Source organism: Ralstonia insidiosa, assembly GCF_008801405.1.
Lineage (GTDB): Bacteria > Pseudomonadota > Gammaproteobacteria > Burkholderiales > Burkholderiaceae > Ralstonia > Ralstonia insidiosa.
This window is the reverse complement of record NZ_VZPV01000002.1, coordinates 666,613-692,013: the sequence shown is the minus strand read 5'-3', so window position 1 is coordinate 692,013 and position 25,401 is coordinate 666,613. Positions and strand designations below refer to the sequence as shown.

Genomic DNA, 25,401 nt, shown 5'->3' with positions numbered 1-25,401 from the left:
CGACATGATCGACATCACCATCGACGCCGACGGCATCGCCACGCTCTCGTGGAACCAGCCGGGCCGCGCACAGAACGTACTCAACGGCGAGACTTGCGCCGCCTTCTTCACCGCCATCGACCAGGTGGTGGCGGACGCCAGCGTCAAAGGCATCCTCATCACCTCCGCCAAGCCGGACTTCATTGCCGGCGGCGACCTTGAATGGCTGCAGGCCAGCGACGACGCGGCCACACTGTTCGATCGCACGTGCGAACTGCACCGCGCGCTGCGCAAGCTGGAAACCTGCGGCAAACCGGTGGCAGCTGCGCTGCCCGGCTCCACGCTGGGCGGTGGGTTGGAGATTGCACTCGCCTGCCACTACCGAGTGGCCGCCGACAACGCACGTGCGCGTTTCGGCTTGCCGGAAGTCACGCTGGGCCTGCTGCCGGGCGGTGGCGGCACGCAGCGGCTGCCGCGCTTGATTGGTGTGCAGAAGGCGCTACCGATGCTGCTGGAAGGCAAGCGCATCAAGGCCGCAGAGGCACTCAAGCTCGGCATCGTTGATGCGGTGGTCAATGCGGGGGAAGAAGCCGACGCTGCGCGCACGTGGCTGTTGGGTCATGTGCAAACTGAGGGCCAAACCCGCGCGCAGCAACCGTGGGACACCAAAGGCTACAAGGTGCCCGGTGGCGGCATCTCCAGCCCCGCCGTGCAGCAGATCTTCACGGCTGCCAACGCCATGCTGCGGCAGAAGACCTACGGCAACTACCCGGCGGCGGCCAGCATCCTGTCATGCGTGTACGAAGGGCTCATCACCGATCTGGATACGGGCCTGAAGACGGAGGCGCGCTACTTCGTGCAAGCCGTGCTCTCGCCCGAGGCACGCGCGATGATCCGCACCCTCTTCTTCAGCCTGAACGCCGCCAACAAGCTGGCCGCACGCCCTGCCGATGTGCCGGTGCGCCGCTACGCCAAGGTGGGTGTGCTGGGCGCCGGCATGATGGGCGCCGGCATTGCGTACGTCACGGCCAAGGCGGGGCTGCCGGTCGTACTGCTCGACAGCACGCAGGAAGCCGCCGAACGCGGCAAGGACTACTCGCGCAAGCTGGTCGAGAAACAGGTACAGCGCGGCCGTCTGCATGCGGAGCAGGCCGAAGCGCTGCTCGCACGCATCAAGCCCACTACGCGCTATGCCGATCTGGACGGCGCCGAACTCGTCATCGAAGCCGTGTTCGAGCAGCGCGACATCAAGGCCGATGTCACACGCCAGGCCGAGGCCGTGCTGTCGCCGGATGCCATCTTCGCGTCCAACACGTCCACGCTGCCGATCACCGGGCTGGCGGAGGCCAGCAGCCGGCCGGGCAACTTCATCGGCCTGCACTTCTTCTCGCCGGTCGACAAGATGCCGCTGGTGGAGGTGATCGTCGGGCGGCAGACCTCGCAGACCACGCTGGCGCAGGCGCTCGACTATGTGCGCACGATCGGCATGACGCCCATCGTCGTCAACGACAGCCGGGGTTTCTACACGAGCCGCGTGTTCTCGACCTACGTGCTCGAAGGGCTGGCCATGCTGGCCGAGGGTGTGGCCCCTGCCCTCATCGAGAACGCCGGGGTACAAGCGGGCATGCCGGTCGGGCCGCTGGCGCTCATCGACGAGGTGTCGAGCGAGCTGATCCACAAGGTCAACCAGCAGACCCGCGCAGACCTGGGCGTCGCCTACATCGAGCGCCCCGGTGAAGCCGTGGCCGAGCGCATGGTGGCGCTGGGCCGCATCGGCCGCAAGGCGGGACAGGGCTTCTACGACTATCCGGAGGGTGGCAAGAAGACGCTGTGGCCGGGGCTGGCGACAGAGTACCCGAAGGCCGCCACGCAGCCCGACGTGCAGACGCTGGTCGATCGGCTCGTCACCGTGCAGGCGGTGGAAACTGCCCGCTGCCTGGACGAACGCGTGGTGACCGACCCGCGCGATGCCGATGTGGGTGCATTGCTCGGCTGGGGCTTCCCGGCATTCCGGGGCGGGCCGGTATCGCACATCCACCGCGTGGGTGTAGGCGCGTTCGTTGCACTGTGCGACCAGTTGGCCGACAAGCATGGCCGCCGCTTTACGCCGCCCGCGTTGTTGCGCGACATGGCCGCGCGGCAGGCTGCGTTCTACGAGCGCTGATCCACACGACGACAAAACAGGAGCCGCGCGATGTCCGTCCTGCACGTGATCGACAAGGCCGAGCTGAAGGCGTTGACCACGCCGTCAGACTGGCGCGCATGGTGGGTCACGGCGGTCAACTTTGCGTTGATTGCCGCGGCATTTGCATTGCCCGCCGTGTGGCCGCATCCGCTTGCGTGGGGGGTGGCGTCCATCGTGCTGGCAGGGCGCGCGCTGGGGCTGGGCATCCTCACGCATGACACGGCGCATCTGGCGTTCTTCCGTTCGCGGCGCATGAACGAATGGGCGGGTACGTGGCTGTTCGGTGGCCTGCCCAACGTGCCGTACCGGGCGTATCGCAAAGGGCATCTGGAACATCACCGCACCGCCGGCACGGCCAATGACCCCGATCTGGCCTTCGTGCACGGCTACCCGGCCACGCGGGCGAGCCTCGCGCGCAAGCTGCTGCGGGACGTGTCGGGCATCAACGGCGTGAAGAACCTCGTCTATCAGGTGCAGACGTTCCATTGGAAGACCACCGCACCCTTCCTCGTCTCGCATGGCGTGCTGTTCGGCACGCTGTGGGCGCTGGGCGTGCCGCAGGTCTACGCCTGCTGGTGGATCGGCATGGTGTTCGTGTTTCCACTGCTGGTGCGCGTGCGGGTGATGAGCGAGCACGGCGGCGTGCCCGACCACCTCTCGCGCGACCCACGCGAGAACACCGGCACCACGCTGGCTGGGCCGCTCGGGCGGTTGCTGATCGGCCCGAACCGGGTGAACTTTCACGTTGAACATCACCTGGCTGCGAGCGTGCCGTCTTACCAGCTGCCTGCCCTGCACCGGCTGCTGACACAGCGCGGCTACTACGCACATGCCCGCTGTGTCGCGCCCTCGTACTGGGCTGTGATTCGCAGGTGCATGGCGGCCTATACCTCAGACAGGGTAGACCCCACACCCGCGGCCAACCTCCCACGCGCCCGGGCGCGCGGCATGCTCGACAACATGCGCTGAACCGCCAGCGCACCGCGTTGCACCCAAACACCAAACTCAAGGCGCGCATGTCCTGGCAAACGATTGCGCTGTTCTAGCCCCCCTCCTACCGTTTGGCTTAAGACACAGATGATCTGCTCCGATATAGAGTGATGTGCATGGAGTTGCCGAAACCCCGGGCCGCAAAACGTCCCCCAGAGACGACTGGCCCCGGAGACAAATGGATGAGCTCACCCTGGAGTGGGGATGGCCACGGCGCAATCGAAGGCTTCAGATGGCACGACGTCAGAACGGCGAAGGCGGCCGGGGAGACCCACTGGGCTGCGCTGGCTGCTGTCGCCGCTCAACCTCGGGGTGGCGGCATGCCTGGTCTTCATCTGGTGGTTCACGTTCCACCAGCTCACGAAGGAGCATGACCGGCTGATCCGCGACGCAGAAGCGCGCACCGAAGTCGAAGCGCAGGCCTTTGGCGAGTACTCGCTCGGCAGCGCGCGACGCGTGTCGGAATTCCTGCTCGACCTGCGCGCCAGCTGGCTGGCTGGCCGCGAGGTGTTCGAACAGGTCATCCACGAACGGCAGGAAGTCGTGCGCGACCTGACCTTCCAGGTGGCCGTCATCGATGAGAACGGCATGCTGGTCTACTCCAGCATCGGCCCCGTCACCGACCGCGTTGACCTGAGCCAGCGCGAGCACTTTCGCGTGCACAAGGCATCGGGCGGACGCGACACGCTGTTCATCAGTGACCCGGTCCAGGGCAAGGTCTCGAAAAAGTGGTCCATCCAGTTCACGCGGCCCATCCTCAAGGCTGGGCGCTTTGCAGGCGTGGTGGTGGTGTCGGTCAGCCCGGAGCAGTTCGCAGGCTTTGCCAACACGCTCACCGTGGGCAAGGATGGCGTGGCCACCATCATCAAGGACTCGGGCCTGATCATCGCCCGAGTACCCAACCCGACCGTCGGCATGGAGAAGCCGCCGCGCAAGCGCCAGTTCAACCAACCGGGTGCGCCGGAAACGGGCAGCTACCGCGTGGTCTCGGGCACCGACGGCATCGAGCGCATCATCGGCTATCACCATGTGCCCGAGATCGGGCTCTACTTCCTGGTTGGTGAGTCAGTGGCATCGGTGCTGGAGCCGTTCGAGACGTACCGGCACACTGCGGTGGTGGGGGGCATTGCCTCGACCTTGCTGATCGGGCTGCTGTATCTCACCCTGCGTCGGCAAATGGCTGAGCGCAAGCGACACCTGGAAGAGATGCGCATGGCCTCGCTCGTCTATGCGTCCAGCAGCGAAGCGATGATGGTGACGACGCTCGACGGCGAGGTGGTCGACATCAACCCAGCCTTTACCGTCACGACGGGCTACAGCGCACAGGAGTTCAAGGGCCAGTCCAGCGATGCCATCCGCTCCGAATGCAACGAAGGCGCCGTCGTCGATGCCATGCGCTCGGCCGTTGCCGACAAGGGCACGTGGAGCGGCGAATACCTGATCCGCCGCAAGGACGGCAGCGAGTTCCCCGCCTTGCTGACCATCGACACGTTTGCCGGCAGCGCGCTGGGCGAACCACGCCGCGTTGCGCTCATTCACGACATGACCGAGAAGAAGCGCGCAGAAGAGGTCATCTGGCGGCAGGCCAACTTCGACGCGCTCACCGATCTGCCCAACCGGCACCTGTTCTACGACCGTCTGCGCCGGGAGATTGCGCGGGCCCGCCAGTCGCACTCGCAAGTCGCGCTGCTGTTCATTGATCTGGACCGCTTCAAGGAGGTCAATGACACCCTTGGCCACGACCAGGGCGACATCCTGCTCAAGGAGATCGCGCGCCGCATCTCGGCCATCGTGCGCGGTACCGATACGGTCGCGCGGCTGGGCGGCGACGAGTTCACCATCATCCTGCCGGACCTGTCCGATGCTGGCGCCGCGGCGCCCATCATCCGGGCCCTGCTGGCGCGGATCGCGTCACCGCTGCGGCTTGGCCAGGAAAGCGTGGAGGTGTCGGCCAGCATTGGGCTGGCGCTGTACCCGCGCGATGCGGACAGCGCGGAAACGTTGCTGGTGCGCGCCGATCAGGCGATGTTCGCCGCCAAGAGCGCCGGGCGCAATCAATGGGCCGTCTTCACACCGGCATTGCAGCGGGCGGAACAGGAGCGATTGCGCATCACGAGCGACCTGCGCGTGGCGCTCCAGCAAGACCAGCTCGCGGTGCACTACCAGCCCATCGTCGACATGCAGACCGGCAAGGTACGCAAGGCGGAGGCGCTGATCCGCTGGACACACCCCGCGCGCGGCGAGATCGATCCGGCAGATTTCATTCCGGTGGCGGAGGACTCGGGCCTGATCGTCGAGATCGGCAAGTGGGTGTTGAACCAGGCGCTGGACCAGCTCATGCACTGGCACGCCACGCTCGACAACGCGCTGCAGGTGTCCGTCAACAAATCGCCGATAGAGTTTCGCGTCAACGCCACGGGAGATCAGTCCTGGCCCAAGGTGGTGATGCGCAGGGGCATTCCACCGCACAGCCTGGTTGTCGAGATCACGGAAGGCTCTTTGATGGCCGACAACGCCGATGTGGTCGAGCACCTCAATGACTTCCGTCGCGCCGGCATTGACATTGCGCTCGACGACTTCGGCACCGGGTACTCCTCGCTGTCGTACCTCAAGCGCTTCGATATCGACTACATCAAGATTGACCAGTCATTCGTGCGCAGCCTGGCGCATGACGCGAAAGACATCGCGCTGTGCAGCGCCATCGTCAGCATGGCACACGCACTGCGCATCAAAGTCATTGCCGAAGGCATCGAGACCGAGGAGCAGCGCGCCATCCTCATGGCCGCCGGATGCGACTACGGGCAAGGCCACCTCTTCTGCCCGCCGGTGCCGCCGGCAGCGTTCGAAGCCTTTGTGCTCGAACGGCAGCTCGCCGAAACCTAGACGCTGCGGCCGGCACCCTCGCCGGTGCCGATCACCGTGCGGTTCTTGCCTTCGTGCTTGGCCTGGTACAGCGCCAGGTCGGCGGCTTCGATCAGCGTGGTGGTCGGCACATCGTGCACCGGGTTGACCATCGCGCCACCCACGCTCACTGTCACGTATGCACCCGTGGACGAATGCACGTGCGGCACCTGCAGCGCCTCGATTGCGCTCCGGATTTTTTCAGCCAGTACCGTCAGCCCCTCTGCGCTGGTGCCGGGCAACACGACGGCAAACTCCTCGCCGCCAAAACGCGCGGCCAGATCGCCGGGTCGGCCCAGACACGCTTCCACCGTGCTGCCGATGCGCTTGAGCACCTCGTCGCCCGCAACGTGGCCGTAGGTGTCGTTGTAGAGCTTGAAGTTGTCGACGTCGATCATCAGGAACGACAGCGTCGTGCCTTCGCGTGCACCGCGTCGCCACTCGGCGCCCAGATACTCGTCGAGATAGCGGCGGTTGGCCAGGCCCGTCAGGCCGTCGGAGTTGGTCAGGCGGCGCAGCTCCAGGTTGGCTTCCAGCAACTGCTGCTGCGACTGGCGCAGCGCGCGGTAGGCCTCATCGCGCTGCAGCAGGTTGACGTACGAACGCGAGTGGTAACGGATGCGCGCGAGCAACTCGATGCGGTCCGGCAGCTTGACGAGATAGTCATTGGCACCCGCTGCAAACGCGGCACTCTTGATGACCGGCTCTTCCTTGGTGGACAGCACGATGATGGGCACATCGCGCAGTACCGGGTTGGCGCGGTAGTCGCGCACCAGCGTCAGGCCGTCGGTGCCCGGCATCACCAGGTCTTGCAGGATGACGGTGGGCCGCGTCTGAATGGCGGCGATCATTGCCTCGTCCGAACGCGCGCAGTAGTGGAAGTCGAGGCGCTCTTCGCCGGCCAGCGCCTGGCGCACGGCCTCGGCCACGATGGCCTGGTCGTCCACCAGCAGCACCATCACCGGTACGTCGGCAGCCGCCGGCGTATGCAGCAGGGCACGCGCCGCCTCCAGTGTGGCTTCCGCCACAGGGATGGGCTTGTCTTCCGGGCCATCCAAGCTGTCTGGGCCGCCTGGACTGTCGTGTGGTTGGTTGGTCATGTGATGCTCCCCGTTTTTGGTTATGTGTGGTCGATCATGGCCCGTGCCGCGTTCATTTGCGCACGAGCACCGTGAGTTCATCGGCAATGCGGCCGAGCGGCAGGATGGCGCGTGCCGCATCCAAGGCCGCCGCTGCCTTGGGCATGCCGTACACTGCGCTGGTCGCCTCGTCCTGCGCGATGGTGTGATAGCCCTTGGCACGCATCGCCTTCAGGCCGATGGCACCGTCGCGCCCCATGCCCGTGAGCAACACGCCAATGGCGGTGCCCTGCCAGTGTTCGACCAGACTGTGAAAGAACACATCCACAGACGGCCGATATGGCGTGGCGGCCGGCTCTCGTGTGTAGCCGAAGGTGCCGCCGGGCAGCGCGTGCATGTGGTCATTCGTGGCCGCCAGCAGCACCTCGCCGGCACGCGGGCGATCTCCCTCGACGGCCACGCGCACCTTCAATGCAGTCTGGCCATCCAGCCATTCGGCCATGCCGGCGGCAAACGCCTGGTCCACGTGCTGAACCACGGCAATGCTGGCCGGAAACTCCACCGGCAGCTTGCCCAGCACCGCAGCCAGCGCAGTGGGGCCACCCGCAGAAGCACCGATCGCGACCAAGGGCACCGCACCGCCGCGTACAGGCGCAATGGCGCGCGGCTTGGGCATGACGGGTTTTTCCAGCAGGCGGCCAATCTGGTCGATCTTGGTCAGCAGTGGGTGGTTGCACTCGACATCGGTGCCGCTGGTCAATGTGGGGGTATCAACGGCATCCAGTGCCCCCGCGCCCATCGCTTCGTACACGCGCCAGGCGTTGGCACCCACGCTGCTGGTGACCACCAGGATCGCGCACGGATGGCTCGATGCCATGATGCGGCGGGTGGCCTCCACGCCGTCAAAGCGCGGCATGATCAGATCCATCAGCACCACGTCGGGCGGCTGCGCGGCGCAAAAATCCACCGCCTGCGCGCCGTCGGTCGCCACCCACAGCACGCGGTGCTCGGGCCGGCGCGCAATCGTGCGGCGCATGGCTTCCACCGCCAGCGGCATATCGTTGACGATGCCGATGTTCATGTCCGCGCCTCTCCAATCAGGTCTCGCACTGCGTCGAGCAGTGCTTCATCGTGGAAACTGCCCTTGGCGAGGTAGTAATCGGCGCCGGCTTCCAGCCCGCGGCGGCGATCCTCCTCCCGATCCTTGTAAGACACGACCATCACCGGCAGTGACTTGAGCACCGCATCGCGCTTGATGAGTGTGACCAGCTCGATACCGTCCATGCGTGGCATGTCGATGTCGGTGACGACGAGGTCGAACTGGGCACCACGCAGGGCGTTCCAGCCGTCCATACCGTCCACGGCCACGGTAACGACGTAGCCGCGCTTCTCCAGCAGCTTGCGCTCCAGCTCGCGCACCGTGAGCGAATCGTCCACCACCAGCACATGCTTGCGGTGCTGCACGGCCACACCCTGCCCGCGCTGCACTTTGTCGAGCTGGCCACCACGCACCAGCTTGTCGACCGAGCGCAGCAGATCATCCACGTCGACGATCAGCACGGCGTCGCCGTTCTCCATCAGCGCCCCGGCGGCAATGTCGCGCACCTTGCCCAGCCGTGCATCCAGCGGCTGCACGACCAGCATGCGCTCGCCCAGGAAGCGGTCGACGGCAATGCCGTAGGTCTCTGCCCCTTCGCCAATGACGACCACTGGCACGCTGTCGCGCGCCTCACCCGGTGGCTGCGTGCCGAGCAACTGGTGCGCGGTCACCAACCCCACCGGGCGGCCATCGAAGCGGAAATGCTGCTGCCCTTCGAGCATGTCGATCTCGGTACGGGCCAGCTCCAGCGTGCGCCGCACGTAGGCCAGCGGAAACGCATACGCCTCGCCGCCCACATCCACCAGCAGGCTGCGGATGACCGACAGCGTGAGCGGCAACTGCAGCATGAAGCGCGTGCCGCGGCCGGGCTCGGTCTGAATGCGCACCGTGCCGCGCACCGCCTTGACCATCTCGTGCACAGCATCGAGCCCGACACCACGGCCAGACAAGTCCGTCACCTGCTCGCGCATCGAGAAGCCCGGCAGCAGCAGGAAGTCGAGCAGTTCATGGTCCGACAGGCGGCTGGCGGTATCGGCATCGGACAAACCGCGCCGCACCACCGCTGCGCGCACGGCTTCCAGATCGATGCCCGCGCCGTCATCCGCCACGGTAATCAACAGCTTGCCAGCACTGTGGCGCGCCTCCAGCGTAATGCTGGCCTCGGCGGGCTTGCCCTGTGCCTCGCGGGCTTCCGGTGTTTCCACGCCGTGGTCGATAGCGTTGCGCAGCAGGTGGCCCAATGGGGCATCCAGCATGTCGAGAATGTCGCGATCGACCTGGGTGGCTTCACCGACGATGGCAAAGCGCACGCGCTTGGCCAACGACCGCGCCAGGTCACGCACCACGCGCGGGTACGCGTGCGTGGCATCGCCAAAGGGGCGCATGCGGCATTGCAGGGCTTCGTCATACAGCTGCTGTGCGAGGTGCGTGCTGCGGCGGTCGAAGCGGTCGAGATCGTCGATGTGCTCGCCCAGCGTCTGCTGCATGTGGCCGAGCATCTGGCGCACGTCGTTGAGCGCGGCATGCATGTCGGCATCGGCATGCGGGTCCAGCCGCTCGACCAGGGTTTCGTACAGCGTATCGAGCGCCAGCGTGGCCGAGCGGTGGCTGCGCTTGACGCGCAGCATCGACTCACCAAACGGCTTGAGCCAGCGTGATTCCACCAGCGATTCTCCCGACAGGCTCAGCAGCCGGTCGAGGTTGTCGGCGCGCACACGCAGCATGCGCTGCCCGTCGTGGAAACCTCGGCGCGTTGCGCCGATGGGCGCACGATGTGGCGCCGGCGTAATGGGCTCGGGCGGTAATTCGGGTTGCGGTTCCGGCAGCGCGGCCGGCGCCGGGGCAGACAACGCCGCCACCTCGGCGTTCAGCAGGGCCATCGCGGCCTTCAGCGTGGCGTCTTCGGCGGCCTGCTCGGGGTCGGCAAACGTTGTAGTGGCAGGCTCGGCTTCAGCGCCATCGGCGGCAGAGAACGCAGCGAGCACGGCGTCGATCTCCGCGCGCGGCACTTGCCCAACGGTGGCGGGCTGGCCGACACGCAGCAGCAGATCCGTCCCGCGCAGCAGTACATCGATATGCGCGGCCGTCAGCACCAGTGTGCCGCGCTGCGCGGCCACGAACCATTCCTCCATGCGGTGCGCAACGTCCACACCGTCCTGCAGGCCGATGATGCGCGCCGCCCCCTTGAGCGAGTGCGCAGCACGCATGCAGGCTTCCAGCGCGGCAGCGTCGGTGGGGGCGCGTTCCAGCGTCAGCAGGCCGGTGGACAGCACGCGCGTTTGCGTCTGCGCCTCTTCGTGGAACAGCGCGAGCAGCGATTGGCGGCCCAGATCGTCATCCATGCTCATCGCAGGCTCCGGGCAATCGAATCGAACAGGCGATCGGCATCGAGCAGGCCGATGGTGGTTTCGCGCCAGGCCAGCACGCCGCGTGCGTGCGCCGTGGCGGCGGCGGTCAAGGTGGACGGCACCGGCAGCAAGGCAGACGCCGGAAAGCGCAGCACACCCTCCACCTCGTCCACCGGGAAGACGGCCGGCTCATCCTGGTACGCGGCCACCAGCAGGCGCGCGTAGCCATTGCGGCTCGCGTGCTTGCCACTGCGCGACAAGTCCAGGCCCAGCAGCTCGCCCAGCGACACCGCCACCGTCAGCGCCCCACGAATGTTGACCAGCCCCAGCACCACCCGATTGCGCCGATGCGGCAGCGAATGGATGGCGCGTGGCTCGTCGATCTGACGCAGTGCGGTGGCCGGCAGCGCCAGCCATTCGTCGGCAATGCGGAAGACGAGCACGGCCAGTTCTGCATCGGCCTGGTCTTGCGCACGCAGTGGCGCAGCGTTGCGATGGGCCCGCGCGGCAGCCTCCAGATCGTCCTGGCTGAGCGCGCGGTCGAGTAGCGCGGCGGCACCTTGTTCAAAGACGGGGCAGTTCAGGCAGCGCGTGTACGTTGGCAACTGCGGGCAGGACTGATCACCGCGGGTGCCGATGCGGTTCCAGCAGTCATCAACGAGCGTGGTGACGCCCGCGTGGTCATGGACGGCGTGCGCCATGCGTTCCTCGTGAGTACTGCGGTGGTTCGGATGGTGCAGAGGGTCCGGAAGGCGCCCTGCCCTGGCGCGCCAAGGCCCGCTCTGCACGCAGCATGAGCTGGCGTGCGCCGACCGTGTCGCCGGCCACGTCCAGCAACGCAGCCAGGTGGGTCAGGGCTTCGTAGTGCGCCGGTTCCAGGTACAGCGCCTTGCGGTAGAAATCACCCGCATCGGTGTGGCGGCCACGTGCATCGGCAATCAGGCCGAGCAGGTAGAACGTATCGGCTTCGGGCGCCCGCAGGTTGGCGATCTCCAGCGCCACGTGCTCGGCTTCATCAAAGCGGCCGGCGTCGGCCAGCCGGCGTGCCTCCGCCAAGGTGGGCGGCTCGGGCAGCAGGGCGTCCAGAACGGGGATGGCCGGTACGGCCAAGGTCGCAGGCCGTGCCGAAAACGCGGGAGCCGGCTTGGCGGCAGGCACGCGCGCCGCCACCGGGCGCACGGGCACGGTCGGCAGCGTAATGCCTGGCAAACCCACCGGCGCCGCAGCGGGCTTCTCGGGTGGCAGCGGCAAGCGGAACGGTAGCGGTGTCCGCACACGCTTCTCACCCGCAGGCGTGCGCTGGAAGGCAAACGCCAACGGAATGCGCGCGGAACTCATGGCGTGGCGCATCATCAGGCCCGTCTCCGCCGGGCCAACGAAGATCATGCCGTCGTCCGCCAGTTGTGAATCGAGCCGGCGGATCGCCTGGTCCTGCGCATCGCGGTGGAAGTAGATCAGCACGTTGCGGCAGAAGATGAAGTCGTAGCGCCGATCCTTGGTCAATGCATCAGCCGGTGCATCAGAAAGATTGGCCTGCGCAAAGCGCACCAGCCCGCGCACAGCGTCGTTCAACTGCCAGCCGCCTTCGGCCTCGGTGAAATGGCGTTCGCGGAAGTTAAGCGGATGGCCGCGAAACGCGTTGCGCCCGTAGACCGAGCGCTTGGCCACTTCAAGCGCGCGTGCACTGATGTCGATCGCGTCGATGGTGAAGCGTGCGGGGTCGATGCCCGCGTCGAGCAGCGCCATCGCCGCGGAATAGGGTTCCTCGCCCGTCGAGCACGGCGCGCTCAGGATGCGCAGCACACGCGTGGGCTCGCGCACGAGCTTCTCACCGGCCAGGCGGGCGAGCGTGACAAAGGCTTCGCGGTCTCGGAAGAACCACGTTTCGGGCACCACCAGCGCTTCGATCAGCGCCTGGCGCTCTTCGGGCGAGGTATTCAGGCGCAGCCAGTACGCGTCGAGCGCCGCAGCATCCACCGTGTTCGGTGCACCACGCGCAGCCAGCATGGCGCGGGTCCGGTCGAGCACCACGCGCTCCAGCGTGTTCGTACCGAGCGAAGGTGCATCAATGCCCGTCTCGTGCGAGAGCCAGGCTTCAAAACGGGGGTCAACGGCCACCATGACGATCATCAGGCCGGCTGTGTGGCTGCGGCTACGGCGGCCGGAAACAGCAGCGCACGCGCCTGCGCATCGAGCATCGCCTGGGCATCGACACGCTGCACGAGGCCCTCTTCCAGGCTGGCGACGGGCCCGAGCCAACGCGCGTTGGGCATGGCGATGCCGCTGTCGGCAAAACGCGCCGCATCAATGCGGCGCGTGTGGGTGGCGTGTTCGACGATCAGACCGAGCAGTGGTGCATCGCCACCGCGGGTGTCTGCCTCGTACTGCACCAGCACCAGGCGGGTGGAGCGCAGCGGCCGCGCCGCGCGGCCAAGCGCAAGCTGCGGCACGTCAATCACCGGCACCGGCGTGCCATGCCGCTCGATCAGCCCGGCCACCCACGCGGGCGCGCCGGGAATCGCCTTGGGTGCGGCCAGCGGCAGCACTTCGGCAATCTGCGCCACATCGAGCGCATAGCGGTCGCCATCGAGTTCAAACAGGAGGTAAAGCATGGCGATTCTCGCTACAGCAAAAAACTCCGGCAGGCGTCAGGCTTCGATCTTGAAACGCGACACGCCGGTACGAAGCTGGTTGGCCACCAGCGTCAGATCATCAATCGCCTGCGACGACTGGCGCAGCGATTCCGCCGTCTGCTGCGCGGCCTCCGACAACTGCGACAGCGCCTGCGTGATCTGCTCGGCACCGGTGGCCTGCGTCTGCATGCCTTCGTTCACCATCTGGAAGCGCGGCGCCAGCGTCTGCACTTCGGTAATGATCTGCGAGAGCTGCGTGCCGACCTGCTGCACATCGCGCATGCCGCGCCGCACTTCTTCCGAGAACTTGTCCATGCCCATCACACCGGCGGACACGGCGGATTGGATCTCCTTCACGGTCTGCTCGATGTCGTAGGTGGCCACGGCCGTCTGGTCTGCCAGGCGACGGATCTCGGTGGCGACCACCGCAAAGCCGCGGCCGTATTCGCCGGCCTTCTCGGCCTCGATGGCGGCATTGAGCGACAACAGGTTGGTCTGGTCCGCCACCTTGGTGATGGTCGACACCACCTGGTTGATGTTGGTCGCCTTCTCGTTGAGGATCGCCAGCTTGGCGTTGACCGAACCCGCCGCTTCCATCACGCCGCGCATGGTGTCTTCCATGCGGGTGAGGCCGCTCTGGCTGGCCCCGGCCAGCGTGGCCGACTGCTCGGCCACGGTCGACACCTCGTTCATGGTGCGCAGCAAGTCGCGCGAAGTGGCGAAGATCTCGCGCGAAGTCGCGCCGATCTCGGTGGTGGTGGCAGCTGTCTCGGCAGCGGTGGCCTGCTGCTCCTTGGAGGTGGCGGCAATCTCGGCCACCGAGGTCGTCACCTGCAGCGACGACTTCTGCGCTTGCGACACCAGGCTCGCCAGCTCTTCGGCCATGCGGTTGAAGCCTTCTTCCAGCGTGCCGAATTCATCGCTGCGGTGCAGGTCCAGCCGACCAGACAGATTGCCGGTGCGCATGTTGTCGTGCACCTGCACCAGCCGCGCCATCGGCACGGTAATCGCCTTGTGCAGGACGTAGCCGAGCACCAGCGCCGCCAGCAGCACCAAGCCCAACGCCACGGCCAGCGTCACCTCGGCGCCTTGCACGGAGACGCGGATCTGCCGTGCCGATTCATCGGCCACCTTGCGGTTGTCGGAGACCAGCCCGTCGGCGAGCACCGTGGCTTCCTCCCAGAGTGCGGTGCCACGCACGGTAGCCGCCTGTGCGGCGGGCTTGGAGGTGCGCGCCAGTTGCATGGCCTCGTTGAACATCGGCAGGTACTTGTCAACGACTGCGCGATAGGCGCGGAAGCGCTGGCGGTCGTCTTCGCGGAAGATCGTGGCCTCGTAGGCAGCCGAGTGCTGGTCGAGCTCGCGCACGCTCTGGGCGGCGCGCTCAAGATCACGGTTGGCGGTTGCAGCGTCGGCGTCGACAAACAGGGCACGTTCGAGCGTTGCATGGCTGTTGCGCGTGGCTCCACGCAGCGCCGTCGCCAGATACAGCCCCGGCACGGAGTCGCGCTCCAGGCTCACGGCTTCTTCATCAATCACGCGCAGGCGGTCGTAAGACACCACCGCCATGACGACCATCAATACGAACAGCACACCAAAGCTGAAGACGATGCGGTTGCCGAGTGAGAACCGGCCGCCGCGAAGCATGCTTGCCAGGGTTGCGTTGCTGATGCGGGGCGTCGCAGAAACCATGTTTAAACCTATCAAACAGATACCGGGAAGACATGGAAGCGGCTCGCAGAGCACACCTCACAAAACTGAGTTGAATGGTAAAGGAACGTATCGGCCACCGGAACCGAAACCTTTGCGATCGGACACAAATTCGGGTAAGTCCTTGCCAGGACAGCCGTCGGCAACATTGCAGTCATTCGGCACGGTGCGGCAAAAGTGCACACTGTGGGCGCGCGTTGCGCCGAGGCACACGCGCGAAAGAAACGCCGGTTTCAACCACCGCGCACGGCACGCGCAAACGCTTGCACTACGTCAGCAGAGGCATCGGTGATGGCCCAGTAGCCCATGCCGGCACTGCGCCAGACCATCAACTGATAACCGCGTTCCGTGCGCAGGGCGGGCTCGGCGTCGCCGCCGGCCTCGGGGCGCACATACAGATCAACCGGATGCTGCGCAGACCGATACACCAGCACCGCCACCGGGCGGCCGTCGATGTAATCCAGCCGCCCGCCGATGAGCGGGAAGCCGCGCGTGGCGAGGTCCGTGACCGGCGGCGCGTAGTCGATCCGGCCGTTGAACCAGGGCTTGACCGTGTGGCGATCCGACGACAGCACATCGGTCTCACGTGCGCCCAGCAGCGCCCGCACATGGCTGGCGGTGATGTCGTGCGCAGTGAGCGCAGCAGCATCAGGCCGGCCGACCAGCACCCCCACGCCAAGCGCCACGGCTGCCAGCGCACCCGCCGCCACGCCGAGGCCCCGGGTTGGCGTAATCAGCCATCCGGCCAGACGCTGCCAGACGGATTCGGCCCGACGCGGCGCGCGGGCAGGCACAGGTGGCGGTGTATGCCGCGCACCGGCTTTGGCCTGCGCTTCAACCTGCACAGCGTGCAGCACGCGCTCGCTCAAGCCTGCGGGCGCTTTCATGTACAGCGCAGGCGCGCGCAGCCCCTGGCGCAGCGCCCGCACCACGGTGTCGTGGCGCGTGGCAACGTCCGTGCAGGCCGCGCAGGTGCCCAGATGCGTTTCCATGCGCAGGCTGTCGGCCGCACCGAGTTCGCCATCGGCGCGTGCGGCCAGCAAAGCGCGGATGTCGTCACAGTTCATGGCGGGCCTCCTTGGTACTGGTTCCCGTGCCGCCCGATGCACGGATCGGCGTGACATTGGTGCGCGGTGGCGCGGTGTCTTCGGTCAACAGGCGCGCGAGCTGCTGCCGCGCACGCGCCAGCCGCGACATGACCGTGCCGATGGGCGCATCGACCACGGCGGCAATGTCGCGGTACGGCAGGTCTTCCAGCTCACGCAGTACAAGCACCTCGCGATACGGCACCGGCAATTGCGCCAGCGCGGCATGCACCCGGCGCACATCGTCGATACGGGCGAGCAGCGCGGCCGGGTCCACACCGTAGCTGGCGCCATCGTCATCAGCCTGGGCCTGGCTGGCGGCGGCCTCGTCATTCCACGGTTGGGCGGGCGCCTGCTTGCGGCGCGCGCATTCCGAGAACCACGTGTTGCGCACGATCGCCAGCAGCCAGGGGCGACCATCGCCGCCCCGGAATCCGCCAAACAGCCGGAACGCGCGCAGGCAGGCTTCCTGGACGATGTCGTCGGCGTCCTGCGTATCGCCCGAGAGCCAGCGCGCCAGGTTGTAGGCCGCATCGACATGCGGCAGCACCGCCTGGGCGAAGCGCTGGGCGTCGGTGGGCAAATCGAGCGTGGGGTCTGACAGGTCGGACATGGCGGCCTGATAGCGGTTGACGAACGTACTACCGGGGTGCAATCCAGTTTATTCCCGCCGAAAGAAATTTCGTTGAAAACGCGCGTTTTGTGGAATACGCGCCCACGCCGGCCGGTATGACAGACAGGACCGGCGCGCCATCTCTCTTCATTGTTCTCCATTGCGCTGGATCAACGACCGAATCAGCAACCCAACGCAGGGGACACCCCATGAGCAAACAACCCGGACGACGCCAGTTTCTGCAACTGGCCGCGGTCGGCGGTCTGGTGTATGCCTCCGGCCTGCCCGGCTGGCAGGCAATGGCCGCCACCACGCGCGCAGTAGGCGGCAAGCAGGAAGACTTCTATTTCGTGCAGCTATCGGACTGCCACTGGGGCTTCAAGGGCGCGCCCAACCCCGACGCGCGCGGCACGCTGCCCAAGGCGATTGCCGCCGTGAACGCGCTGTCGCCCGCCCCTGATTTCGTTGTCTTTACAGGTGACCTCACCCACATCAGCGACGACCCTGACGAGCGCCGCAGGCGGCTGACAGAGTTCCGCGATATCGCTGCCAAGCTCACGGTACCGGTGGTGCATTACATGCCGGGTGAGCACGACGCCTCGCTCGACAATGGCGCCGCTTACATTGAATTGTTCGGTCGCACGCATTATTCGTTCGACCACAAGGGCGTGCACTTCATCGCCATCGACAACGTGTCGGACCCATCCGCACGCGTGGGCGAGGCGCAGCTTGCCTGGCTGGCCGCAGACATCCGCTCGGTGCCAGAGCACACGCCCGTCGTGGTGTTCACGCACCGCCCGCTGTTTGATCTGTACCCGCAGTGGGACTGGGCCACGCGCGACGGTCAGCAGGTGATTGATCTGCTGACGCCGCACCCGAACGTGACCGTCTTCTACGGCCACATCCACCAGGAACACCACCACATGACCGGGCACATCGCGCACCACTCGGCGCGCTCGCTGATGTTCCCGCTGCCTGCGCCACCCGCACCGGGCTCGCAAGCCAAACGCAACCCGATCCCGTGGGATACCGCCGCGCCGTATCGCGGCCTGGGCTGGCGCAGCATCACCGAACACGGCAAGCAGGATGCTGCCACCTGGGCGCTGGCCGAACAACCGATCCAGGCCAGCAGCGAGACCAACGCCACCACCAAGACCCCGGAGACCACCTGACATGCGCCCCACCCTTGCACACAACCCCAAACGGCGTCTGGCGCTGCGTCAGTTCACCGTACTCGCCGCTGGTGCCGCACTCGCCTGCGTTGCGCATGGCGAAGGCCCGCAGGTGATCCGCGTGCACGCGCGCAAGTTCACCTTCACGCCCGACAAGATCACGCTCAAACGCGGCGTACCCGTGGTGTTCGAGTTGACCGGGCAGGACATCCTGATGGGCTTTGCGATTCCGGATTTCAACGTGCGGGCGGATGTGGTGCCGGGGCAGACGGTGCGCCTGGCACTCACGCCCGACAAGACCGGCACGTTCGATTTCCTGTGCGACATCTTCTGCGGCTCGGGGCATGAGACGATGAATGGGACGTTGACGGTGACATAAGGCAAGCGCAACTCGTACCAAAGAAAACGCCCTGAAATGTCAGGGCGTTTTCTTTGGTGGTTCGGCGTCTAAGTCGACTCTGTGCCCCGAACCTCGTTCACCACCTCGGCCTCGACTTCCGGATTGGGTTCACCATCCCTGGTGGCAATCAACCCCTTCGGCGTCAGTGCGATGAGGGGCAAGATCAGCGCGTACACCACAGTTGTCGCAATCACGCAGTACGTGAATCCGTACGTTGGACTGCTGCTGTAGATGCGTGAGCCAAGCAAATCACCTGCACGCGCAGAGAGTGCGAGCACACCATCCACCAGCATCATCAGCGTGCCTTGCAGCCCTGGCGGACAAGACCGCATGGCGAGATCAAAGTACGCTGCCGTGGCGACACCGCCCATCAGCCCGATCGGTGCCGCCAGCACCAGCGCAAGATCGGCCGAGTGAATGAAGGCCAGCGGAACCATCTGCGGCACGGCGACGATCGTTCCCCACCACAGCAGCTTGTTTAGCGCCACACGCTTGCACAGCACGCCATACAGCAAGAAGGTCGGGATGAACGCAGCGGCGAAGATGCCGTTGTAGTACGAGTACACGGAATCCGATGCATGCAGCGCGTTGGTCAGATAGAACTGCAGCGGTGTGGCCGCGCCCGGTGCGAAATTCCACAGGAAGCAGATCAGCACCGCTGGATAGACAGCCCGATGCCTCACCAGCCGCCTGACGTTCCCAACGAAATCCGCCGCCTTGGCCTGCGGCCTTGCATAGGTGTGGCCGAAAACGGAAGCGGGCTTCCATCGCCCCAGCATGGCCACCACCAACATGAGCGCCGCCGCCAGGAAGAAGGCCTGCTTCGGAGCAAGATGATCGGAGATGTACCCGGAGGCGAACGCACTCGCGACAACCGGTAGCGTGCCAACGCAATTCAACAGCACGCTCAGGCGCCCAGACATGCGTTGTTCCTGGCCCACCAGCGCGATCAACCCTTGGTAGGCCGCCGCGACAAACCGGGACGACAACATCGCCAGCAACATCCCGACAAGCAGTGCCGGGTAGGAGAGACCCGACAACGCCATCCCGACGAGTGCCAGCGCGGTGACAGGCGCGAACATCAGGAAGAAGCCGCGATCCCGCAATCCCAGCGGGTTCCATTGGTCGCGCACAAGACCGAACGCGAACGCCAGGTACACCGGGATGCCCGTCACCAGCCGGAACATCGAGATCTGCGTCGCCGTGGCATGCAACTGGTTCTTGAGCAGGTACGACGTCTGGATATCCACCAGATAGCCGGCCGGTGAAGCCAGTGCGATGAACAGCGTCAGGCAGCCGAAGTACAGCAGCGTCTGGTCACTGCCCTTGGCACTTTGGCGACCCCACCCCGTGGACAAGCGCGCAAGTCGTAGAGCGTGCCGGCAATGGGCGACCGCTTTTAACAGGCCAGATGATTTCGTTGCCACGGCACGCACCCTGTGGGTGACGACTTGATAGCAGCATGCGCCGTGCAAGCGCCGAGGGTCAACGCAACTCATTCGAAGAGACGAGGCCACCCGACCGGAAATCAGCCATAAGAGGTCAACAACCGCATGCTAGGATCACCTTACCCTTGGCAGCCGCCCCCTTCCGCCATGACGACCATCTACGCGACCCTCGGCGTGCAGCCCGACGCGACCCTGGATGAAATCAAGCAGGCCTATCGCCGTGCCGCAATGAAGTGGCACCCCGACCGCAACCCTGGCCGCGAGGCCGAGGCCTATGCGGCGTTCCAGGAGATCCGCGAGGCCTACGCCATCCTCTCCGACGCCGAGCAACGCCGGGTCTACGACGAAGTCTTCGCGCAAGAGATGCAGCGCTGGCAGGCCGAGCACGAGGCGCAGGAAGCCGAGGAGCGCGCAGCGCAACGCGAGCGTGAACGCATTGCGCAGGAACACTACGAAAAGATGGTCGCCATTGCGATGCGCTTTGCTGACGATGGTCACAACCGGGACGTGCTCTTCGGTGTGCTGCTCGGCCGGGACTGCGAGGCAGAACTGGCGGCGCGCATTGCGGATAGCGTGTGGGCGATGCAGGAAGCGCGGCGGGCGAGTGTGGCTGCGGCTGCGGCGCCGGACAGCGAGGCAGCCCCGACGCCTGATGAAGCACTGGGTTCAAAGACTGATGCGCCGACGACGCACTCGCGGCACCCCGGCACTTTTGAATCGTTCTGGCAGGGGCTGTTTGGCTTGCGCCCGTAGGTGCCGATTGGCCTGCCCGCTAACTGCGGAGGATTGGACGCAAGGCCGTCTCGCCCCGCAAGCAAGATCACCAAAGCCGTGCTGATGGTGCCCGGCAACGCCGTCGTCATGGGCCAAACGTTTGCAGATTGCCATGTGTCGAGGTGCCCGGTTCATTGCGGCGCTGGGCCACATGGGTAACAAACGCACGCGCCTGGCGACCATTAAAGGATTCATGTGGGCTGCCGATGAACAGATTGCCTCTGTTGCGGTTAATCAGCTTATTCGTCGTCATGCCCAACTATCCGCATTCTGGCTGTCGCATGGGCTTCCCGATCTGCCCGGCGTGGCGGGCGCTGCTGGCGCACGCCATCATCTGCAGGTAATCCATGCTCAGCAATATCGAGCCCCCCAATCGACGGGCCGCCGCGAGAAGTCTCCCCTGCCTCGCGAGCCCAACCGGCGCATACCAAACCCGAAAGCGAGCGTGATGTGCGACAAAGTCACTTTGCCCGGCTGCTATCCGGTCTGATCGGTTTGCTGGTTCTGTGCGGTTGCCACCAGCAAGATGCCCCCATTACCAGTTCGCCCCCGCCGCACCGAACCAGCATTACGGCATTGATCTGGGCACCGGACTGGCCCGAGCAGATGCTTCAGATCGCTGCCGAGTTCAGCAAGCTCAATCCCGATGTGCAGGTGGACGTTCAGTTCATGATCGGCAATTCGGTCGAAGAGAACATCAAACCCCGTGTTGCTGCCGGCACGCTGCCCGATCTGTTGAGCGTCAATCCCAATGCCTATTCGGCCGAACTGGCCGATCAGCGTGTCCTTGCCGATGTCAGCCAGACATCGGCCTGGGCGAACATGCTCGCCCCGCTCAAGCGGGACTGGACCAGCCGCGACGGCAAAGGGTTCGGCATCTCGGGCGGCGTCGCAACGACGATGATCTACTACAACCGCGAGATGTTCGAAAAAGCGGGTGTCGACAAGCTGCCAACGAATTTCGACGAGTTCCTGCGCGTGTGCGCGCAGCTCAAACGCGCAGGATTCACGCCCCTGATGTTGAATGGCGCATTCCCGAACATGCTCGGAAACGGACCGTTTGCCTCGGGCTTCGCCAACAACGTGGTCGCGCACGAGCCAAACTGGAAAAACAAGATGGCCGAGGGCACGCTGGATCTCGGCACCCCCGAGGTCGCCGATATCTTCGCCAGGATGGCGCTGCTGCCGGAACGCGGCTACGTGCAGGCGTCGTTCATGGCAACCGGCTACGACGACGGCATGCGTCTTTTCAAGGAAGGCAAGGTGGCGATGGCTTTCCAGGGCAGCTGGGCGGCGGGCCTGCTGCTGCATGGCAATCGCTTTGCGGTCGGCGTGTTCATCCCGCCATGGAACAAGCGCGGCGAGCAGGTGGTACCCGTGCTGGGCAGTGAGACAGGCTTTGCCGTATGCGAGACGCCCAACAAGGCGGCTGCAATGCGCTTTCTGGAATTCATCGCCGGCAAAGGCTTCCCGATTCTGCAGAGAAAGCGCCACAACATCTCTCCATTCCAGCAAGACGCGGAAACGACTGTCAGTGACCCGGAAATCGTCGACTATACGAATACGGCCAGCCGCTATCTGGTCACTGCCAGCCCGTACTATTCGACGCTGCCGTCAAACACACTCGAGTCACTGCACGGGTTGATGCAGGACGTGTTGCTCAAGAAGATGTCGCCCAGGCAAGCGGCGAAGCGACTCGATGAATCGGTCAAGAATGAAGCGAAGATGCACTACAAATGAACTCGATCCCACGGTTGCTGCAGCGCGCTTTCGACTACCTCTCACAGGACCTGCTTCGCCGCGTTGAGATTCGCCACCGGTTGGTTGCCGCGTTCATCCTGCTGTCTCTGCTGCCGATCTTCATTTCGGCCAGCATTTCGTATGTGAACTCGATCGCGGCGATCAAGGAGAACGCGGAGATATTCTCGAAGGAGGTGGTCAAGCAAGTCTCGAGAAACATCGAGTTGCGCATGCGGCAGATCGAGACGGAAAGCAACTTGCTGGTGCTCTCCAATCGGGTTCAAGGCGCGCTTGCCAGGGCTGCGAGCGGCCACGGCAAGGAACAAAGCGAGGCACGCCAGGACATGGCGCGGCTGCTCCTCGAGCATTACGGATCGGTGGATTTCATCAACCAGAAGTATCTGCTCGACAAGAACAACCGGATTCTGGACACACAGGCCGCCACGCAATTGACCCAGGGTGTGACACGCCTCGTCTCGCGCGCTCAGGACGCGCATGGGCACACGTACTGGGGCAGCTACGACAACGGTGTCGGACAGCAAAACCTCGGGGTGGTGCGCGCCATCATCGACAAGAACAGCAACCAGCAGCTCGGCAATCTGGTGCTGATCGTCCGCCCGGCATACTTCTCGACCATCTTCAACGACGTCGCCACGGGCAGCGGTACGCAAATCTACATTCTCGATGCGAGTAACGAGGTCATCATCCGGCCCGCCGACGCATCGAATGACACCGGCGCCCTACCCGAACCCGGCCTGCTCGAAAACATCGCGCGCAACGCGACATCGGGCGAGGCGCAAAGCTTCGTTGCGGTCGAGGGAAAGCGCGGAGGACGTTATTTGGCTGCGTACGCCAAAATCCCCGGCACGACCTGGTTCGTGGTGAGCACCATTGCGGAGAAAAAACTGACGGCCGAGGCACAAGCGGTGCGAAACCAGATCGCGCTGGTTGGCATCTCGGGGGTTCTGCTGTCGATCTTCCTTGCTTACTTCATCTCGCACAGCATTTCTGCACCGCTCAGGGAGCTGGTGCGCAAGGTGCACGATACCGGCGACGATGCCGGCGCCGAGGTAGACGAAGAAAAGCACGTAGAAACCGGGGCCCGCGCCAAGGACGAACTGAGCAGGCTCGCGCAGCGCTTCGAGAGAATGCGCGAAGCGATCAAGCAGAAGATCCAGAAGATCAACGAGATCAATGCCTCGCTCGAGCAAACCGTTGTCGAACGCACGGCAGAGCTCGTCACGCGGGAGCGGGAGTCGCGCACGCTGATCGAGAACTCGCCCGATACCATTGCCCGCTATGACCGCGAGTTGCGCCGCATTTACGCCAACCCTGCGTTCTGTGCCGCGGCGGGATGCAGCCTCACGGAAGCGCTTGGCAAGCGGCCCTCGGAACTCCCCGGCGGCGACAACGCGCGCGTCTACGAAAAAATCATCAGCGATGTCATTGCAAGCGGAACCAGCACGCAATTCGAACTGAGATGGGCCGGCAAGGATGGGCGCGAACAATGCTCGCACGTCCGCCTCACGCCCGAGACCGACCACACCGGCCATGTGCATTCCGTGTTGGCGATCGGTCGTGATCTCTCCGACCGGATGGCGTTTGAGGCAACCATCTGGAAACAGGCCAACTTCGATGCACTGACGGGCCTGCCGAATCGCCAGATGTTCCATGAGCGCCTTGCTCAGGAAGCCAGTCAGCCAGGCCGCTTCGGGCGGCGCATGGCGTTGATGCTGATCGATCTCGACCGCTTCAAGGAGGTCAACGACTCGCTCGGCCACGACAGGGGAGATACGTTGCTGATCGAGGCCGGCAAGCGCATCGGTTCGTGCGTGCGCCAATCGGATACGGTCGCCCGTCTAGGCGGCGATGAGTTCACCGTCATCCTGCCCAATCTGGATGACACGGAGAGCGTTGAACGGATCGCCAGGACCATCATCGGCAAGTTGGCCGAGCCATTCACGCTGGGCACGGAAGAAGCCTTCATTTCTGCCAGCGTTGGCGTGACGTTTTACCCCGACGACTCCCACGATCTTGATGTGCTGTTCAAGAACGCCGATCAAGCCATGTATGCGGCCAAGAACGCCGGGCGCAATCGCTTCAGTTACTTCAAGCCCGATATGCAGGTGGAGGCAGAAAAGCGCCTGCGGCTCACCAGCGATTTGCGCGCCGCGCTGCCCAGTGACCAGTTTCAGGTCTACTACCAGCCCATCGTCGACCTCGCCACGGGCGAGGTTTGCAAAGCCGAGGCGCTGATCCGCTGGCTGCACCCAGAGCGCGGTACGATCAACCCGCACGATTTCATTTCCGTGGCGGAAGACACGGGCCTCATCGTTCCCATCGGCGATTGGGTGTTCAAGCAGGCGGTGCAACAGGCGCGGCAATGGCGCGATCAATTCCATCCGTCGTTCCAGATCAGCGTCAACATGTCTCCAGTCCAGATGCGCCAGGATGCCCAACTGTGCGCGCGATGGTCCGACTTCCTTGCGCGCGAAGGCTTGCCGGTGCAGAGCGTGATGGTGGAAATCACGGAGGGGCTGCTATTGCAGGCCGAATCGCGGACGGACGAGGCGCTGCGGACGTTGCGCAGCGCGGGCATCGGGATCTCGATCGACGACTTCGGGACCGGTTACTCGTCGCTTGCTTACCTCAAGCGCTTTGACATTGACTACCTGAAGATCGATCGCTCATTCGTCCACAACCTGAGCTTTGACGAAGACAACCAGGCGCTGTGCGAGGCCATGGTCGTCCTCGCGCACAAACTGGGGCTCAAAGTCATTGCCGAGGGTGTGGAGACCGCCGAGCAGCGGGATTTTCTCAAGGCAGTCGATTGCGATTTTGCGCAGGGCTTTTTTTATTCGACGCCGGTTCTGCCGCATGAATTCGAACGGCGGGTATGGCCCATGAGCGAAAAACGCGCCGCTGATGCTCCAGCATGAAAGCGCATGAAGGACTAAGACGCCCTGACCCGCTCAGGGCGTTTTCATTTGCAGTTGTGCCTATTGGCGTTCAACCGCTTCCAGTGCATCCCATGTCTCTGGGTTCAACTGGCACCCTTCCAGCGCTAGCAATACGTACGCGCCAATGGCATCAAGAAACACTGACCACAACCTACCGTTGACAACCCAAACCCAATCCCCCAAGCTCCCCACCATGCTTCGCCACACCTCCCGCCTCGCGTCGATTATTCGCACCATTCCAAAAATGGTGGGTTAGCGCGCGTCAGCCGGTAGCAAACGAACCCG

General features: G+C 64.9%; 19 protein-coding genes. 9 read left to right on the top strand and 10 right to left on the bottom strand.

Annotated elements, in window-relative coordinates; genetic code table 11:
• The first annotated feature begins 4 nt into the window (after positions 1-4).
• The 3 genes from F7R11_RS19870 (at position 5) to F7R11_RS19860 (ending at position 6,037) form a co-directional block, all read left to right on the top strand.
• Positions 5-2,143, top strand: coding sequence for a 3-hydroxyacyl-CoA dehydrogenase NAD-binding domain-containing protein (locus F7R11_RS19870; protein WP_064808486.1), 2,139 nt, complete (start codon positions 5-7; stop codon positions 2,141-2,143).
• 30 nt (positions 2,144-2,173) lie between these two features.
• The gene (locus F7R11_RS19865) at positions 2,174-3,133 is read left to right on the top strand and encodes a fatty acid desaturase family protein (protein WP_064808487.1); all 960 of its coding nucleotides are present in this window, start codon (positions 2,174-2,176) and stop codon (positions 3,131-3,133) included.
• A gap of 225 nt (positions 3,134-3,358) precedes the next feature.
• Positions 3,359-6,037 carry a bifunctional diguanylate cyclase/phosphodiesterase gene (locus F7R11_RS19860; protein WP_082932963.1) on the top strand — a complete coding sequence of 893 codons (2,679 nt, stop codon included), beginning with the start codon at positions 3,359-3,361 and terminating at the stop codon, positions 6,035-6,037.
• Here the strand turns inward: F7R11_RS19860 and F7R11_RS19855 are convergent.
• The 9 genes from F7R11_RS19855 to F7R11_RS19815 all read right to left on the bottom strand — a co-directional run bounded on the left by F7R11_RS19855 (position 6,034) and on the right by F7R11_RS19815 (position 16,622).
• Positions 6,034-7,155, bottom strand: coding sequence for a diguanylate cyclase domain-containing protein (locus tag F7R11_RS19855; RefSeq protein WP_104577572.1), 1,122 nt, complete (start codon positions 7,153-7,155; stop codon positions 6,034-6,036). The two genes, F7R11_RS19860 and F7R11_RS19855, sit on opposite strands and share 4 nt — an antisense overlap.
• Positions 7,156-7,207: 52 nt before the next feature.
• A complete protein-coding gene (gene cheB / locus F7R11_RS19850; protein WP_021193219.1) occupies positions 7,208-8,215 on the bottom strand; it encodes a chemotaxis response regulator protein-glutamate methylesterase in 1,008 nt (335 codons plus the stop codon).
• Positions 8,212-10,581 carry a hybrid sensor histidine kinase/response regulator gene (locus F7R11_RS19845; protein ID WP_064808489.1) on the bottom strand — a complete coding sequence of 790 codons (2,370 nt, stop codon included), beginning with the start codon at positions 10,579-10,581 and terminating at the stop codon, positions 8,212-8,214. Before F7R11_RS19845 ends, cheB begins: the two co-directional genes overlap by 4 nt.
• Positions 10,578-11,282, bottom strand: coding sequence for a chemotaxis protein CheW (locus tag F7R11_RS19840; protein WP_064808491.1), 705 nt, complete (start codon positions 11,280-11,282; stop codon positions 10,578-10,580). The genes F7R11_RS19845 and F7R11_RS19840 overlap by 4 nt, the downstream gene beginning before the upstream one ends.
• The gene (locus tag F7R11_RS19835) at positions 11,263-12,702 is read right to left on the bottom strand and encodes a CheR family methyltransferase (protein ID WP_082932994.1); all 1,440 of its coding nucleotides are present in this window, start codon (positions 12,700-12,702) and stop codon (positions 11,263-11,265) included. The genes F7R11_RS19840 and F7R11_RS19835 overlap by 20 nt, the downstream gene beginning before the upstream one ends.
• An 8-nt stretch (positions 12,703-12,710) precedes the next feature.
• Positions 12,711-13,193: a chemotaxis protein CheW gene (locus tag F7R11_RS19830; RefSeq protein ID WP_064808495.1), complete on the bottom strand. Its 483-nt coding sequence runs from the start codon at positions 13,191-13,193 to the stop codon at positions 12,711-12,713.
• Positions 13,194-13,229: 36 nt separating this feature from the next.
• On the bottom strand, positions 13,230-14,906 hold the full coding sequence (locus F7R11_RS19825) for a methyl-accepting chemotaxis protein (protein ID WP_021193214.1): 1,677 nt from the start codon (positions 14,904-14,906) through the stop codon (positions 13,230-13,232).
• A gap of 251 nt (positions 14,907-15,157) precedes the next feature.
• Entirely contained in the window at positions 15,158-15,991 is an 834-nt protein-coding gene (locus tag F7R11_RS19820) for an anti-sigma factor family protein (protein ID WP_064808497.1), read from the bottom strand.
• Positions 15,981-16,622: an RNA polymerase sigma factor gene (locus tag F7R11_RS19815; RefSeq protein ID WP_064808499.1), complete on the bottom strand. Its 642-nt coding sequence runs from the start codon at positions 16,620-16,622 to the stop codon at positions 15,981-15,983. The genes F7R11_RS19820 and F7R11_RS19815 overlap by 11 nt, the downstream gene beginning before the upstream one ends.
• 209 nt (positions 16,623-16,831) lie before the next feature.
• On the opposite strand from F7R11_RS19815, the gene F7R11_RS19810 reads away from it, so the two are divergent.
• Complete coding sequence (locus F7R11_RS19810; protein WP_064808501.1) at positions 16,832-17,794, top strand: metallophosphoesterase family protein; 963 nt, start codon at positions 16,832-16,834, stop codon at positions 17,792-17,794.
• 1 nt (position 17,795) lies between these two features.
• Positions 17,796-18,173, top strand: coding sequence for a cupredoxin domain-containing protein (locus tag F7R11_RS19805; RefSeq protein WP_048934813.1), 378 nt, complete (start codon positions 17,796-17,798; stop codon positions 18,171-18,173).
• A gap of 68 nt (positions 18,174-18,241) precedes the next feature.
• On the opposite strand, the gene F7R11_RS19800 is transcribed toward F7R11_RS19805, so the two are convergent.
• Positions 18,242-19,552, bottom strand: a complete 1,311-nt coding sequence (locus F7R11_RS19800; protein ID WP_064808503.1) for an MFS transporter — start codon at positions 19,550-19,552, stop codon at positions 18,242-18,244.
• A gap of 237 nt (positions 19,553-19,789) precedes the next feature.
• On the opposite strand from F7R11_RS19800, the gene F7R11_RS19795 reads away from it, so the two are divergent.
• The 4 genes from F7R11_RS19795 to F7R11_RS19785 all read left to right on the top strand — a co-directional run bounded on the left by F7R11_RS19795 (position 19,790) and on the right by F7R11_RS19785 (position 25,095).
• On the top strand, positions 19,790-20,395 hold the full coding sequence (locus F7R11_RS19795; protein WP_064808505.1) for a J domain-containing protein: 606 nt from the start codon (positions 19,790-19,792) through the stop codon (positions 20,393-20,395).
• 172 nt (positions 20,396-20,567) lie between these two features.
• Positions 20,568-20,906: a hypothetical protein gene (locus F7R11_RS27080; RefSeq protein WP_170288732.1), complete on the top strand. Its 339-nt coding sequence runs from the start codon at positions 20,568-20,570 to the stop codon at positions 20,904-20,906.
• Positions 20,867-22,156 carry an ABC transporter substrate-binding protein gene (locus F7R11_RS19790; RefSeq protein ID WP_064808507.1) on the top strand — a complete coding sequence of 430 codons (1,290 nt, stop codon included), beginning with the start codon at positions 20,867-20,869 and terminating at the stop codon, positions 22,154-22,156. Before F7R11_RS27080 ends, F7R11_RS19790 begins: the two co-directional genes overlap by 40 nt.
• The gene (locus F7R11_RS19785; protein ID WP_064808508.1) at positions 22,153-25,095 is read left to right on the top strand and encodes a bifunctional diguanylate cyclase/phosphodiesterase; all 2,943 of its coding nucleotides are present in this window, start codon (positions 22,153-22,155) and stop codon (positions 25,093-25,095) included. The genes F7R11_RS19790 and F7R11_RS19785 overlap by 4 nt, the downstream gene beginning before the upstream one ends.
• Positions 25,096-25,401: the final 306 nt, after the last annotated feature.